This is a genomic window from Cupriavidus ulmosensis, assembly GCF_977008105.1.
In genome coordinates, this window is sequence record NZ_CDRMWP010000002.1 from 2019074 (window position 1) to 2036003 (window position 16930).

Below are 16930 nucleotides of genomic sequence, written 5' to 3' on the forward strand. Positions count from 1 at the left end.
CTTACCTCTTTAGTGTCGTAAAGTCCGGAACCACCGGCGGTTGATATGTTTGCCCAAGCCTTGCTCCATCGGAACGATTTATTGAGCTAGGCTGCAACACATAGTTGTCCGAATTCAGCATGAATTGCCGCACTTCCGGCGCTTTAGGGCCATAGAAGCGACCAACATTATTCCACCAAGTCACCGCGTCAACCGTATGAGCCATATCGACCTTGGAGTCGATACGCCTCAAAGCACCGTCCGGCCCGACCAACTGTAAGTTGTTGGGATTTCCTCGCAGGAGTGGCCCCTCCCCTGCAACTAGCCCCTCCGTGCGCATACGTTCCACAACTTCCTGGCCAGTTCGGGAGTACTTGTCCGGAGTCGCCCCCATGTAACGAAGGCGTGCGCTCGTGCTTGCGCCACCATCAAGTGTCACATCCCCAGATGTCTCAGGAGACCGCGTCCTAATTCTACTCGCGGCGGCAGCTTGTCCAGGCTGCGGCGCACGCGGCATCTGGTACCCAGCCACGCCGGCTAGCATGCCATCCACGGCACCCATAGCTCGTGAAGCGTTGTACGCATCCACGTGAGACCCGCCAAGCAAGTACGCCGCCCCGCCGCCAATGGCGGCCATGGGGCTGCCGAGCATATTTTCCAACGCAGCGGCCCCAGGGCTCAACTGCGGTCGCATCTGCGCGATGCGCTGCTGCGCGTCCGGCACCGTGTAGTTCGCCAAGTCCCAGGTCCGGCCCAGCTTCGTGCCCAGCGAATCGTTCGAACCCCAAATCTGTCCGAACTGTGTGCCCCAATCGAAGTTCGACGGCCCATTCAGCGGCTGCCCAAACTGGTCATAGGCCACGCTTTGACCAAAGCCGCCATTCACCGGCAGCGCCTTCGCGCCCACGGTGATTTGCGGCATCTGCCCGTTCTCCTCCCGCGGCCCGACATGCGGGAACGCGGGGTCGAATCCATTCGTCGCCCGCCGCAAAACCTCCGCATCGGGGCTCGGCATCGCATCGCTCACAATACCACCGTTGCTGGCCAACAGAACCGGAACTGGCGTGTTTTGTGCAACCGCTAGTCCGTCGAACATGCCACTCGTGGGCGTATTGCTCAAGTAGCTCGAACCATCAGCATTTCCATAGACGCTGCCGAAACTCATCACGTTGCCCCGTGCCTGCGCGAGCGCCTGCTCCTGGCTGGTCCTGCTGCTACCGCTGGAATTGCCTCCCGCGAGACTGCTGCCCAACGCATTGCCACCCCCCTCCACCCGCCCCACCCCCTCCACCAACCGCTCCGCCACCTGGTTCCCGATCGTATTCCCCACCAAGTCCGCCGCGATATACCCCAGGCTCTGCGCCGACAAATCCCCCCGCACTCCCGCGCTCGCCAACCCAGCCCCCAACCCGCTGCTCACCTGCCGCGCCAGCGGGCTCCACTTCGCCGCGCCGGCCGCCTCGCCGATCCCTGCGCCTATCCCACCGGCGATCGCCGATGCCGCCACGCCACGCCAGTCAAAGCGCTGCTGCATCCCGCTCGCCAGCGCCACGCCCTGCGTCGCTGCTGAGCCGATCGCCCCGCGTACCATGCCGGCGCCAATCGGGTTGAGCGACGAACCTACGCCCGCACCTGCCAAGCCGCCCGAGATCGCGCCTCCCACCGCCCCCAGCGCCACACCCTTCCAGTTGAATCCATGCTGCTCGCCCGCCAGGATCATCACCCCCTGGCTCAGCGCCGACGCCGCGGCTCCCGCCGCTGCTCCGTAGCCGATCGAGGCACCCAGCGACAATGGAGCACTCGCCGCCGCGCCAGCAACTGCACCGCCGGCCGCAGCCCCACTTCCCGTCACGCCCGCGCCCGCCCCGCCCAGCGCTTGCATCGTCGGCGCCGTCCCCGTGCCGCTCGTGTACACCGTCACCACCGCGACCACCACGACCGCGATGACCACCGCGATCACACTCGCTATGCCACCACACCCGCCTCCTCCCTTCGGTTGCGGCGGCGGCGGCGGATCCAGCATCGTCGGCGAGGCGTCCCCCACGCCCTGGCCCGCCTGGTACGGCTTGAAGGTCTGCGCCGTGTTGTGGATGTTGGTGACCTTGTTCGGAATCACCAGCGTCGTGTTCGGCTTCAGCGCTTCGTCCGCCGACAGTCCGTTGGCATCCGCCAGCACATACCACAGCGCCGCGTCGCCCCACACTGCCTGTGCCACCGAGCGCAGCGTGTCCCCGCCGCGCACCGTGTAGCTGCCCGGCGTCACCGCCGGGTAATTGCCCGTGATCGGCTGATAGTTCTCATCAAAATCCGCCGACATCACCGGCTTGAACCGCTTGTACGACTCCAGCTTGGATTCCGGCGCCGCCGTTATCCGTGCCAGTTCCTGCACGTAGTCCGCACGCTCCGATTCGTCCGTGCCCGCATTGCCGACGCGGTGGCCGTTTGCGTAGTAATACTGCCGGTAGCGATTCGACGTCGCGCTGACCACCTTGCCATCCTTTACCGTGACGCCAAGGTATTCCTGCCGGTTCAGCACCCGCCCGTCGCTGTCCGTGTCGTAGTCGAACTTGCGTCCGCCGTTGACGTCCACCGCACTCCTCAGGTGACCGTTGACGTCGTATTCGAACAGCGAACTGCTATCGGCCCAACCGGTACCCAGCTTGATCGTCTTCTGCTTTGCGCTGTCCCATTGCTCGTAGGTGTAGTTCAGCGTCTGCGTGCTGGCGCTGCCGCCCGCCACTGTCGTGCTGGTGGTAATCGACTGTACGCTCCCATCGGCGTTGTTGACGTATGTGGCATCGCTGCGGACTTCCTGGCTCTTGTCATTCAGGTGCCGCACCGCCTCGCTCGTCTGCGCGCCGTCCGCATCCCACGCGCGCGTGGTCGTCGAAGTCCACGCACCGGCCGTATTCCACGTCTGATACACCCGCACGCGGCCCAGCGCGTCCAGCGTGCGCTCGCTCACCAGCTTTCCGTTGAGCATCACCTGCGTCAACCGGCCATTGCTGTCGTACTCGTAGCGTTCTGTGCGCTGGTCGCTCGCGTAGAACGCCGACTTGCGCTCCCCGGCCGCGTTGTAACCGAGCTCCACGCCGTCACCACTTGCCCCGCCGACGATCTTGCCGCCTTCCAGCTTGCCCATGGTCACTACGAAGCGGTTCTGCGCATCGTAGCGATACCAGTAGTTCTGCACCGAGGCTCTGCCCGCCACCGTGTCACGGTACGTTGCCACCATGCGCCGGCGGTTGCCTACCGCGTCATACTCGTAATCCACCGTGTAGCGGCTCTTCTCGGGCGCGTCGCCAGACTGGCCACTGTCCTTGATCCGCTTGATGCGATTCAGCGCGTCGTACTCGATGTAGGCATGCTGGAACACCCGGTTTCTGCCGGAGTCGTAGTAACCCTCGAAGGTGCGGTTGCCGTCTTCGTCATACTCATAGCTGGAGACAGTCTTGATGGCGAGATCCCGGACCGTCTTCGTCAGGCCGTTGGCGTAGTATTCGAAGGCGATGTTCTGCCCATTGCTGGATGTCTGCCCCGACACCAGACCCGCCCAGTTGTAGTTGTAGACGAACTTGCGGCCGCCGAGGTCGCTGTGCCAGCTTGTGCGGCCGTCGATGTCCTGCTGATCCACCAGCGTCCTGCCGTCCGCCTGGGTCGTGGTGATCTTCCAGCCACCAACCTGCGCCCCGCCGGCGCCGAGAACGATCTTGTCGTAGGCATAGCTATATTGCGTAGCCCGCCCGGCCGCGCTGACCTGCTTGATCACACGGCCGATTTCGTCATAGTAGGTACGCGTGCGGCCGCCCGAAGCATCCGTCGTGACAATGCGATTGCCGAGAGAATCGTACTGATACTGATCGACAAGGCGGCTGCCGTCGGCCTGCGCTGGACGTTCGACGCGAATCAGCCGATTATTGCTGTCGTAACGATAGTCTGTGCGACGACCCAGCTCATCGATCTCCGCGACACGATTGCCGAAGATGTCGTAACGCATCAGCCGCGTGCCACCGCCGGGCGCGCTCTCGTTGAGGCTACCCGCGTTCCATTGCTGGATCACAACCGGTTCAGGCATGCCGTAACTGAGCCGCCGCGTATTCACATACCCGTTCGCATCGCGCGTACCCACCGTCTGCGCGGCGCGATCCACGTAGTAGTACGTGGTGGGTGCCACGGTCTGCTTGACTCCGGCTTCGTTGGTGATCGAGGTCCGGGCGTCGACCTTGCGGATCAGCGCGCCCTGCGTGTTGTAGACAAACTGCGTTGTATTTCCGCGCCCATCGACTTCACTGATGACTTCGCCATATGCATTCCGCGTCTGCTTTCGATGGATCGTCACCCCCTTCTCGTACAAGCCCTCCAGGACATATTGCACCGATTGGTTCTTTCCGTTGGAGGCATCCCTGACATCCGGCTTGAACGTGCCGGTACTGCGGCCGAGATTGCTGGCGCCGGAAAATGCGTCGTAATAGTATTCATAGGTCCGGGCGGGATCGAGCAGGCTGGCATCCCATTTGAATGCGCCCGATGGCAGCGCATTCAGGAGCACCTTCGTGAAGTCGCGCGTGCCATCCGGGTCGGCGACCCGATAATAGAGTTCCAGCCGGGTGCTGCCGGCGGGTGGCGTGAAGGCCAGCACCGGCGGCCGCGTGCTCCCCGCTATCGTGATGCTGTTGGCCTGCCCCGTGGCACCCAGCGTCATGCGCCCCACACCGCGATTGACGACAAAGCCATCCTGGTCTCGAGCCACGTATTCGATCTCGTAGTCGTACAGCAGCGAGTTGTCCGGCACCAGAGCGCTCGCGTCCCAAGCCAGCGACGAACTGCCGGACGATGCGAGGGTCTGCCGTGAAAACGCGCCAGTCGATCCGGAGCGGCGATAGAGAATCTCGAGACTCTTCGTCTGCGTACTCAGGTTGCTGAAGACGACGCTGCTGGGCAGGCTCTTGACGTAGTTCAGCACCAGGTTCGGCGAGCCGCCAACGGTAAGCGTGCCTCGCATGGTGTCGAGCAGTGCGTTGTCGGCATTCTTGAGGTCGAAGATCACCTCGTAGTCACCGCTCGCCAGTCCCGATACATTCCAGCTGTATCCACTATTGATGTCCGGGACTGCAAGTGTCGTGGCGCTGTACGCGCCGGACGACCCGAGCGGCCGATAGCGGATGGCAACCTTCGCCGGCTTGACGCCGCCTGCCGTGCGCAAGTCATAGCATGTCAGAACCCCCGCATTGAATACGAAGCCTCCGGTCGCAGTGAGCTGATAACCAGTACCGCGCACGTTGTTGCCGTGACTGACTTTCCTCAAAGTGTTGGCCTGGCTGCCTGCGTCACGCGAAAGGTCATAGCGTGTAAAGCGCTCGAAGCCGCCGCCCGGCTTGGTGGAGACCAGGAGGATCTCGTAGTTGCCCGTCGCCAGGCCGTTCAGTTGGGCGTAGCTGTGGCCATTGACAGATACCTTGGACAGCTTGGCGAAGGAACCCGTGGCGCCCTTTTGCCGATAGTAGACATCGGTGGCCTGGGCATTGTCGCTGGTGTGAAGCTGGAGCAGATTGGACACGCGGTCACCTGTCACCGCCGGCGTGTCAGTGGGGTAATACGTCGTGCTACGGGAATTGTTGGGGCCGTTCGCCGTCTCGATGAATTTGATGTTATCCGAGCGGAAGCTCATCACGCCCGGATCCGAGACTCCATTGGACTCGACATCGAAATAAATGGTGTACTGAAGTGAAAGTTTCTCGTAAAGCAGCGTCGTCCCGCCGCCATTGCTGCTCCAGTTCAACGGGATGTTAATCGCCGATCCCCCGGTGTATATCTGACTTACAGTCGACTCCGGCTTGTTCTGGCTATCGGAAAAGGGAGTATCCGAAAAAATCGGATTGGAACGCCAGCCGCTCCCCATGAAGCGATAACTCACCCTGACCGTCAGCTTGTCCGCCCCAAGAAACTCCTTGATCCGATCGGGAACCGTCACACGCATGGAATTTACCCAAGCGCGTTGTACGACATTGTTTTCCGACATGGTGTAGCCAACGTCAAACGACGTCGTCACACGCGGCTTGCTGCTGGCCGCAATATCGGAGAGATTATTCAGTTCCCGCAGGCTGCCGGTCGAACCTGCCTGCGAGGCCCCGATCTTCGCCGTGACATTGTCGAAACTCCCGGTGACCATGTTCACGTTGCGTGCCTGCAGCGTGGCACCGGTTCCCGACACATTCATCTGTGGCGTGATCCGCTCCAGTATCTGATTGCGCTTGTCATAGACCACGACGGTACGCATCACTTGCGGACTGGCCAGAATCTGGTCCAGCGACAGCGAGTTCAGATCCAGGGTCTGCGACTCGAACTCCGCCGTGGCGTTGCCCATGGCATCGTAAAGATAGACCTTGGTCACGCCCGCGCCGGCGTTGGTCCGCCACACGCGCCCCATCTGGTCGTATTCGCTGACCTTCTGCCACGCGCCGGCCGCGTTGCCGCCGCCCACGCGCTGGCCGGTCATCTCGCCATAGAGGTTGTAGCGCGTCTCCGTGACTGGCTTGGTGCTCCATGTGTTGGCCGAGGCATTGAGCACGGCCATACGGCGGCTGGTCTCGCGGCCGGCAAGATCGTAGGCAATGCCGGTTTCTTCGAGCCATTTGGTGCCGTCGGCGTCCAGCCGTTCGGTGATGACGGCATTGACGTTGCCCGCGCGATCGTAGCCATAGCGCACTACGTTGCCCTGAGGATCGACACGCCGGGCTAGGCGGCCCAGGGAGCCATAGGCATACAGGGTGATCTGGTCGTCGGCCTCCGAGCTGTTGTCCGCGCCCCGGCGAATCTCACGCACCACGTTGCCAAGGCCGTCGTACTCATAGTCGGTGACCATCCGCACGCCGGCTGCCGCTTCGGTGTCGAACAGCGGCAACGTTTCCTTCACGCGACGGCCAATCGCATCGTAGGCCCAGTTGCTGCGGCTGGCATTGCCATCGGTCCGCCCGGTGACGTTGCCGAGGCCGTCATAGCTGTACCAGATGATTGCCGCTCCCTTGTTGGTACCGCTGAGCGCACCGTTGGAGCCGACCGTCCAGTACTCCACGTTCTGGCGGCCTTCGCTGAGAACGCGGCCATTCTTGTCGTAGGTATACAACGTGATACGGTCCGCCCCGGCGACAGTCCACTGCTGAATGAGCGCCGCGCCATCGCTCTGGGTAGTGACGGGATTGCCAAATTGCGTGGCAAAGCGGGTCTCCCGCAAGGCGTTGCCGTTCGTGTCCCGCACATAGGCCACACCATAGCGCTCCGGGTCCACCGTGAGAATCAGTTCACCCGATCTGTTGTAGAAGGAGTAAGTCTCGCCGCCGTTGGCGTCTGTGACCAACACCGCGTTGCCGTTGGCATCGTATTGCGTGCGGGTAACGACGTCGGTCACGCCTTTCTGATAATTTCCACTGGCGGGATCGCGCCTGCCGAAGGTAATGCCTTTGACACGCGTCTCGATCTGCCGGTGGTTGGCATCATAGCTATAGAGAGTCGCCCTGGCGTTCGCAGTATTGACGGGCTGCGGCAAGGCACGATCCGCGGGCACTGCCACCGGGTCGCCATAGGTCCGCACGACGGTCACATCGCCGCTGCGGTTGTAGCTCCACTGCGTCAGTTGTCCCAATGCCGAGATCTCTGCGCTCTTTCTGCCGATCGCGTCATAGTACGAGGTGGTGACTCCGCCGTCCTTGGCAGTGACCCGGATCAGGTTGCCGCGCGCGTCATAGGCACGCGATTCCGACAGCGTGGCAAGTGTCTCCGCATGTGTACTCAACGAATAAAGCGGCACCGCGCCGAACGTTCGCTTGATCTCGCGGTTCATGGCGTCGAACTGATATGTCGTCTTGCGCTGCTCCGGCAGCCCATCGGCTTCAACGACAAGCGTGCGATTACCACGCGCGTCATAACCGTAGCTATTGACAACGGCAACCGCGACGCCGGCCGCGTTGCGCGAGGTAATGGGCAAGGTTTCCCGGATCAACAACCCGCGCGCATCATATTGATAGCTGGTGACGCAACCGAGCTTGTTGCGATAGCTGACGCGGTTGCCGAAGCCGTCATAGCCGAAGCTCTCGTATTTCCCGAGCGCGTCGGTACTCCGCGTCAGCCGCCCGAACTGGTCTCGAACGAAACTCGTGGTAGCGTCCTGCTCGCTGGCAACAAGCAAATAGGGAGTCGTCGCCGTCTCGGCCGGCGCGGTGCGCATCTCTGGCGGTACAGCGGCGCTCACGCTGCCCACGACACGATTGACATGGCGCGTGACTGTGCCGACCTCTCCGAATACCGTGTAGGCGGTGGCCGTGACAAAACCCTCCGGATCCACCTGGAGGACATTATTGCCTTGCCGGTCGTAGTAGAAATATCCGGCGTTGCCCAATGGGTCCACCACCTTGACGGCGTTGCCGAAGGCGTTGTATTCGGTCCTGCGCGTGCCGCCGAGCGCATCCGTTTCCATCACGACATGGCCCAGCGCATCGTACTGGAAGCTGGTGGCATGACGGGAACGCAGCAGTTCCTTCTGTTGGGCGCTCAATGCGGTGGCAACGAGCACATTGCCATCGGCACCGACCATGCCCATCGCCTTGCGTTCGCCGAGCGCCCAGTTGCTGTTGGATTCGCTAAGCTCATGGCCGAGCGGATCGATGCGCCGGGTCAGACGTCCCAAGGCGTCATACTCATACAAGGTCGAAGAGGCTTCCGGCCTGCCATAGCCGAGCGTTTCATTGTAGAGCCGGCCCGCGCGATCGTAGCGCCGCAACGTCACTGACTCGTCCACCGTGCCAAAGGCCTCGAACGTTTTTGTCGCTTGCCCCAGTGCATCCCGTTCGAAGCGCGTGACCACCCCGCCTGCGTCGACCGATTCGAACAGCCTGCCGGCACGATCGTAGCGCGATTCGGTTACCGCGGCGGATGCCGGTGGCTGCGACGCCAGCGCCGCCGCCAACGAAGCGGAGGTCGTGCCGTCCGACACCTTGACGGCGCTGGCGTAGCGGACGGTACGGACCGTCCGGCCAGCCTCGTCGCGATCGTACTGCGTGACGTATCCGGCAGCGTCCACCTCATACTTCAGCCGGTTGGCGGCATCGTAACGGCTCTGGCTGCCCCGTGCATCGGCGCTATTGCTGCCGGTTGCCAACCACGCACGCATGGCGGCATCGCTCGGATTGTCTGAAGTGGCGTAGCGAGTCGCATAGGCCACCGTGGCGAGCAAACTGCCCGCCTTGTCATAGCGGTATTCGGTAACCTGCCCGCCGGTGATCTTGAAGGTCTGCCGGCCCGCTGCATCGAACACATAGCGCGTGACTCTATTGGTGAGCAGGGCGGAGAGCCCCTGCGCCGTGACTGCCGCCGCCACGGTTGCCGGCGTCAACACCTCGGGAGAAACGAGTTCGCCGCCATAGCGCGCATGCCAGACAACGTTGCCCCCCTTGTCATAGATCCGCTGCTCGACGTAGCCGCGGCCGTCGATGCTGTAGCGCAGCCGGCCATCCTTGTCGTACACCCAGCGCTCCACGCGGTCGGCACTCGTGTCTGGCGCGACGCGGCCCGCCACTTCTGTCGAACTCAACGTCAAGCCGAATCCGGATAGCGAAATGCGCCTGGCATAAGCGCTGCGGGTCGCGAGGCGACCCTCGGCATCGTATTCCTGCCGTAACACGCCGCCGGTGGCGTCAACCACATAGATCACGCGGCCTTCGCCGTCATGAACGTAGCGGGTCACGTTCCCGGCCGCATCGGTGCGCGCGGTCACATTGCCCGCGGCATCGTAGGCATATCGCGTCACCAGGTTCAGTCCGGTCGGATCCACCGCGGACTCGATGCGCCGCCCCACGCCATCGTAGACATGGACCGTCGTGCGCGCCGCCGGGCTGCCGCTTCCCTCGACGATCCTGACCACATTGCCGGCGTCGTCATAGCTCATCGCCGTGGTGAGGGCGAGCGTGCCGGTACCCTGGTCCACCACGACCTTGACCGAACGGCCATTGGCGTCGTAGGTGGTTTCCGTCACCATGCCGCCCGGATCGGTCGCCCTCACCACGCGGCCGCTGCTGTCGTAGGCGTAGGTCGTAACCAGCGCCAGGCCGCCAGGATCGACAGTGCGCGTCAGCAGCCGGCTGGCCGCATCGTAGGCAAGCGCCACTTTGTTGCCATTCGGATCGATGCTCTCGGTCAACTGGCCCGCCCGGTCGTAGCGTTGGCTACTGACCAGATCGAGCGCGCCGGCGGCCTGTCTGGTGGTCAGCAGCCGACCGTCTGCGTCATAGCTGTACTCTGTCCGGTTGCCCAATGGGTCCTGCACCGCGATGGTCTGCCCGCGCGCGTTGCGCGTGGTAGTGGTGACCAGCCCTTCCGGCGTGGTCATCTTCAGCTCGCGCTCGAAGGCCGAATAGGCGTAGCGGGTAATGTTGCCGAGCCGGTCGGTCTGCGTCAGCACATTGCCGAATGCGTCATAACTCATGCCCGTCTGCTGGCCGAGCGCATCGGTGACGGCAATCACCCTGCCGTTCCGATCGTAGGCCTGCTTGCGCACCGCGCCGTTGGGCAAGGTGATCTGGGTGGCCCGGCCGAAGGCGTCATAGACGGTCCGGGTGGAGAGCTTCAGGCCACCCTCCGCCGCGTCCGCGGTACTGACGAGCAGCAGGCCGCGCCGGTCATACGCGCGCGTGGCCTGGCGCGATTGGCCCCCAACTGCCGGCGAAATCGTGCCGGCCAGTTCGCCGAAGGCGTTGTAGCTGAATCTGGTCGCCTTCGCAAGCGCATCGGTGGTCTGCTCGACAGCACCTTGCTTGCCGTAGGTGATCTTGTTGTTGGTGTACTTTCCGCCGGCAGCCTGAATCAGATCGGTAAAGCCGGTGGTTATCGCGCCACCAGTCAAAGCCGCCAGTCCGGCGGCGTCCAATCGGTTGATATAGATACGGGTCTCGATCAAGCGAGACAGGCCATCGTACAGATATCCGACGTGTTCTCCCGCGCCGTTGACCGTATAGGCCAGTTGTCCGATGTTGTTGTAGTAGTACAGGGTACGGATACCGTTGGCATTCGTCGCCGAGATGCGGCGCCCCGCGATATCGTAGGCATAGGAAGTTGCCCAAGCGGACCATATGGCATCCTGATCTGCTTGTGTGGCGCCATTCCCAAGCGCGGCCAGTGCCGCACTACCTTCGCCGAAGAGTTCCTGGACCACGCGGCCCTGGGCGTCGCGACGCCAGCGCACGGTCTGCCCGGCGACCGTCTCCGCGAGCTTGTTTCCGACCGCATCGTATGCCACCGTGTCGGACTCCGTCGCCCCACCGGCAAGATAGCGGGTAGTGGTCAGCAAGCGACCATCCGCGTCGTAGCTATACGCTGTCCGGCGCGGATTCGCTGGCATCTTCGCAAAGGCGGCCAGCGTGGCGGCGGGATCCACGGCCCAGCGGACCGCGCCACCACGGCTTATCGTCTTGGTCCCGCCAACCGCGGTGGCTGCGACGGACAGCCCATCAAATGCGGCGGCGCCCACACCCTGGTCGAAAACCGAGGTATCCACCCCGGCCTCCAGAGAACGCGCGCCGAATTTGACGTTGCGCACCCAGACATTGCGATCCTCGGTGGCAGTCAACAGGTCGTTGGTGAATACCAGCGCAATCTCGTGCGTGGCGAACGGCACGACATCCGGCACGTTTACCGTGTAATTCGCGGACTCGATGACATCAATGGTGAGCGTGGTGATTTTCTTGCCGTCCACCCATACCTCAAGTGCCGGCCACTCGCCATTGGCAACCGAGCCGCGCGCCTGAAAGGTCAGCGGTACCGTTTGCGGCGCGGTGAACTGTGCCGGATCGACGCGGCCGCCTTCCACCTTCCCGGCCAGCCTGCCAGTCTCGTCATAGCGATAACTGGTGAGATAGCCTTCGCCGTCCACGGCCGACGTGAGATTGCCTCGCGCATCGTAGAAGAAGAACTGCCGGATATCCATCGCGCTCGCCGTGGCTTTCAGTCCCGCCAGGGTCTCCGCCGCGCGCTGGGCGCCGCCGATGGCCGTTGCGTAGGCTATGCTGTGTGTCCTGTTGCCCGCAGCATCGTAGCGATACTCGGTGAGGTAGCCTTCGGCATCGAGCTGGCCGGTGAGCTTGCCGTCGCCGTCATAGAACTGCCTGGTAAGCCTGTCAGCGGCATCCGCAACGGGGGTCGCCCGGGTGACAACCGGATCCGCGGCAAATGCCGCCATATCGATTTGCCGCGCATAGGCAAGCGTCGCCACGAGGCGCGAAGCACCGTCGTAGCGGTATTCCACCACCGATCCGGCGCCGTCGACCGTCCTGTACAGGCGGCCGGCAGCATCATAGAATCGATAGTCCACGCGGTCCTGCGCCGACGCCGCCGGCCTGACTCCGGCATTGTCCAGGGTCAGCGGCACACCGTCCTTGCGCTCGATGGGTTTCCCGCTGGTGGCGTCGAACAGCACCGCGCGCTGGGCAGTTGTCAGCCGCGTAGCGTAGTGGATCGTCCTGGCGAGATTGCCACTGCGATCGTAGACATACTCGGTGAACGCACCCTCCGAATTGATCTCTGCCGCCTTGCGACCCGCCTCGTCATACAGCACCTGGGAACGAGCCTTGCGTTCGTCGAGCACGATGCGAAGTCGCCCCAGGCCATCGTAGAACCGCCTGCTGACCGATGTCTGGACGCCGGCACCGGATTCCGTCAGCGACACGAGTTCGCCCGCCTGGTTGAACAGCGAGGTCCTGGCCAGCCCATTGGCCAGCGTCACCGTGGTCTTGCGGCCGGCGTCGTCATACTGGTACAGCGTCAACGCGCCGGTGGCGCTGGTGACATTCTGCAGCCTCCCCAGGCCATCGTAGACGAAGCGCTCGGATTGTCCCGATGCCGACGAGAGCGAACGGCGTTCAAGCAAGCGCCCCGCCTGGTCATAGACATACAGCGTGGTCACTGTTGCGCTGCCCGCGCTCGCGATGCCCACGCCGTCCGGCCGGACGGCGCCGTACTCAGTGACACGCGCCACGTTGCCGCGAAAATCGTAGGCCGTATCGGTGCGGCGAGTCTGGTTGCCCGGCTGTGCGAGCGCCCATGCCTGCAACTGGCTCTCGCTCAGAACGGCATCGACCGGCAGCGTGGAGACGTCATAGCAGCGTGCCTGATACTGGATGGCGGTGACACGCTGCCCGAAACCGTCGTACCGGTATTCGCTGACGCGCCCCTCCGCGCTCAGCGCAAAGCGCAGGCGCGACTGCTTGTCGTAGACGTAGCGCACCGTCAGCGGCTTGCCGGGTTGACCCGCGCCCGCCCCATCCGGGTCCGGCACCAGGTACGTGGTCTCCGACATCAGCAGGTTTGCCTCGCCATAGCTACGACGAATCGTATTGCCGGCCTGGTCGCGCTGCACGGCGAGATTGCCGTTGTTGTCATACAGGTAACTGACCGTCCGGCCCAGTGCATCGGTAGCGGATGTCACGTTGCCGCGCGCATCGTAGGCGTAGCTGACGGTATCCGGGACACCGCCGGCGCCAGTTGTCCGGACCTGGGTCAGGCGACCCTGGGCATCATATGCCAGCGTGGTCTTCTGACCCAGATTGTCGACGACCTCGGTGGTCTTGCCATCCGCTCCGTAGGCAAAGGTAGTGCTACGCGCCGTGCCGTCCACGGTTTCGCGGATCGATCCCACCCGATAGATGCCACCCATCTCGACATAGGAGATTTCCAGCCGGGTACCGTCGGACTGCTCGGTCCGGTTGACTCTGCTGCTGGCCCCGTCATAGGCATAGGTCGTCCAGTATTCCTTGCCATCCGCCACGCTGTCGTCGTCCGGGCTCACGTCCACCCCAACCCGGCTCAGCCGGCCGCTGGCATCGTATTGATAGCGCACGATGGTGCGCACGGCCTGCGCACCGTCGGAACTCTTCGCCTCACTGCGCAAGCGAGTCAACAGCTTGCCCGTGTAGTCCAGGTAGATGCTCTCGCCGTTGGCGGTACGCACGCTGCCAAGATAGCCAGCCGCGTTATAGGCATAGCTCACGGTGTTGCCGCTGAGGTCGGCCCGCGACAACACGCGGCCGCCATTGCCGCCGTCGTAGACTTCCGTCACGCCATCGGTACCACCCTTCCAGCGCCACTGCCTGGTGCTGGCATCGAACGTCAGCGTATCTCTCGCTCCCGCCATTTCGCTGGCCACGTAGCAGCCTTTGCCCGCATCCCAGCCATACAGGACCTCGGAGCCATCCCAATCGACGCGGCGCGCAACGCTGCCCGCCGTGCCGACCGCGCCGGACACCAGTCCCGCCACACGGAACTGGCCGGGTTGCCAGTTGTCGCCGTTGTCGTCATTCATCAGCCCCAGGCTGTTGTACGCCCGCGTCAGCTCCACGCCTGAGCCGACACCCATCAACGTCGCATCGAGATGCTTGATGTGCAGATTGCCGGTCTTCGCATTGACGTAGATCTTGTCGCCGCCGCGCCCAAGGGCGGCTTCGCCGAGCTGGCCGCGGCCCCCCAGCACAAAACTCGACCCTGTCCGAATTCCCAATCCGTTTCCCGTGACAATCGCAACCATCTTGGCATCCTGTAAGCGTGCCGACCGGCTCGGTCGTGAAAGCAGCGCGGGGCAATTTGCCTCACGCTTCTTCATTACTTATCCAGTCTTCGACGATCTTGTTTAGTGACCCGCCCATCCACGCCGCTCTCGCGCCAAAGATGGATATGGAACCGTGGACGCCGGCACCGTTCTTGGGTACGCTGACTGCCTGCCTATTCACCGTCTGGACACCATGCAACACTCTCAACGTCTGCAGCGGCTTCTGGGTTTTCTCGAGAAAGATCCAACAAATCCCAATCTGCGCTTCGACACCGCACAGATGGCATTTTCAGAACAGGACTACTCGCTATGCCGCGCCCTGCTTGTCGCCGAGGACGCGCCACGGCCACCCGCACCTGCCATGACGCATCTGCTCGGTCAAACGCTGCTCGCAATCGGCGAACTGCAACAAGCCACAGCGCTGTTTCACATCCTGCTTGCCGGCGGGCAGGCTGACGTCGCCGTCCGCCATGACCTTGCCTATGCCCTGGCCTGTCAGCAGCAATATCAGGATGCCCTAGCAGCCTTGCCCGCTGATCTAGTGGGCAATTCCGCCAACGCTCAGCAATTGCGGCTCAGACTCCTGCATCGCACCGGCCAATTGGAGACAGCTCTGGCGGAAGGGGAGCAATGGTTGGCCGAGCAGACGCTGACGGCCGAGGGCGCTGGCGCACTGGCCCTGCTTTGTCTCGACATGGACCGCGGCAACGATGCCGCCCGTTTCGCCACGCTTGCCGGAAACAACGATGATGCGATGGTGGCACGCGGTTGGCTGAATCTCGAGCAAGGGGAACTCGAGCAGGCCACGCCCGCATTCGAGGCGGCAAGACACATGACACCGCGCCATGGGCGCGCCTGGCTGGGCGCCGGACTGGTCTCGCTCGCCAGCAAGCGATATGCCGAGGCAGCACAGCAGCTCGATCGCGCCGCGGACCTGCTACCCAGACATGCCGGGTCATGGGTAGCCGCGGGATGGGCCCATTTGCTGGGCGGCAATCTCCCCACCGCACTGAACCGCCTCGGGCAGGCACTGGACATCGATCGGAATTTCCCCGAGGCGCATGGCAGCATGGCAGTGTGCCTGCTGCAGGACGGCCAGCGCGAACGGGCAGAACACCACGCGCGCGCCGGCAAGCGGCTGGGACCGACGAGCCTGTCGGTCCTGCTGGCCGAGAGCCTCCTGCTCCAGGCCGATGGCGACCGCGCGCGGGCTGAAGAGATCATCGCCCAGGCGCTCGACCAGCGCACAGCGCCTGGTGGCCCCACTGTGCTGCAGGCAGTGGCCCGGTACTCCGCGCGCGCCGACAAGCACTGATACTGGATACAGGCCGTCATCGCCGGAAACGCCGCGGACGCCGAACCGCTTCGGTAGTCTGCATGCCCTCCCGCAGCGTCGAGGTTGTTGCATGCAAGGAAGGATCATGCAGTGATCCGCCTGCGCAGCGATGCGCGCCTGCCAGCGCGCATGCGCCCTGCAAGGGCGGGGCCGCAGACAGTACAACTGGTACTTGCCGTGCCCCGCAACGACGCCAGGATCTTCTTGAAATGACTTCTAGGGCCGGGTCCCGGCAATGCGGCTGCGGATGCGTTGCGCATAGGCATCGCGCAACGCCGGGGTTTCCGAATGGTACGCGCCCACGGCCTGCCAACTGTTGCCGTGCTTGAGGATCTTGCCGCGCAGGTACCAGGCGGCCACATAGGCATTGATGCAGGCATCGAGCAGTGCGCCGCGCGAAATGCCATGGCGCGCCAGCATCGGAAGATGGATCGAATTGATACCCATCATGCCGATATCGTCCGTGCCATTGGCGTTTCTGCTCTGAGTGCGCGGACGCATGCCGCTCTCCTGCATGGCAATCGCTCGCAATACCACGTCATTGACCTTGTGGTAGCGCGCCGCCTCGCCGAGACAGTCGTCCTCCGCCAAGGCCCTGCCGCAACCGCAAGCAAGAAAAACAAGCAGCACGCAAGCGCCTCGCCACACAGGATTCGCAAGGGTGATCATCATCGCCTGGCGAGGGTGTCCAGCATCGCCATGAATTCGTCCCAGAGCGCGGAATCGGCACGCAGCATGCCAGTCACCTGATCGACCACCTGCTGGAATTCGGCATCGTTGACGACTTCTGGCCCAAACTCCGCGCCGAGCATCTGCTCCACGGCAATGCGCCCGATTCCATAGGCATCTCCGCCAGCCTCTTGCACTGCGGCGGATGCCGCTCCGACAGCACCTGGCAAAGAAACCGCGCCGGATGGAGAGGCAGACGCCGCAGGGCCTGTGCCGGCGGGCCTTCGATCGCGCGCCTCCAGTTGGCGGCGGAGCTGGATGACCACTTGGTCCAGAATGGAAACAGGTTGCATGAGGGACAG

At 63.4% G+C, this 16930-nt stretch carries 4 protein-coding genes; 1 reads left to right on the plus strand and 3 read right to left on the minus strand.

Annotated elements, in window-relative coordinates; genetic code table 11:
* Position 1: 1 nt before the first annotated feature.
* Positions 2 to 14617 (minus strand): carbohydrate-binding domain-containing protein, encoded by a 14616-nt coding sequence (locus ACWTPI_RS28675; protein ID WP_454733431.1) that lies wholly within the window; start codon positions 14615 to 14617, stop codon positions 2 to 4.
* Positions 14618 to 14696: 79 nt separating this feature from the next.
* Between ACWTPI_RS28675 and ACWTPI_RS28680 the strand changes: the two genes are divergently transcribed.
* Complete coding sequence (locus ACWTPI_RS28680; protein ID WP_081651516.1) at positions 14697 to 15878, plus strand: tetratricopeptide repeat protein; 1182 nt, start codon at positions 14697 to 14699, stop codon at positions 15876 to 15878.
* Positions 15879 to 16115: 237 nt separating this feature from the next.
* On the opposite strand, the gene ACWTPI_RS28685 is transcribed toward ACWTPI_RS28680, so the two are convergent.
* A complete protein-coding gene (locus tag ACWTPI_RS28685) occupies positions 16116 to 16571 on the minus strand; it encodes a lytic transglycosylase domain-containing protein (RefSeq protein ID WP_454733432.1) in 456 nt (151 codons plus the stop codon).
* Positions 16568 to 16921 carry a hypothetical protein gene (locus ACWTPI_RS28690; RefSeq protein ID WP_454733433.1) on the minus strand — a complete coding sequence of 118 codons (354 nt, stop codon included), beginning with the start codon at positions 16919 to 16921 and terminating at the stop codon, positions 16568 to 16570. Before ACWTPI_RS28690 ends, ACWTPI_RS28685 begins: the two co-directional genes overlap by 4 nt.
* Positions 16922 to 16930 lie beyond the last annotated feature (9 nt).

Bases quoted from the DNA above. Each gene is read 5' to 3' on its own strand.
- ACWTPI_RS28690 (WP_454733433.1), bottom strand. From the start codon at position 16,921: ATGCAACCTGTTTCCATTCTGGACCAAGTGGTCATCCAGCTCCGCCGC.
- ACWTPI_RS28675 (WP_454733431.1), bottom strand. From the start codon at position 14,617: ATGAAGAAGCGTGAGGCAAATTGCCCCGCGCTGCTTTCACGACCGAGC.
- ACWTPI_RS28685 (WP_454733432.1), bottom strand. From the start codon at position 16,571: ATGATGATCACCCTTGCGAATCCTGTGTGGCGAGGCGCTTGCGTGCTG.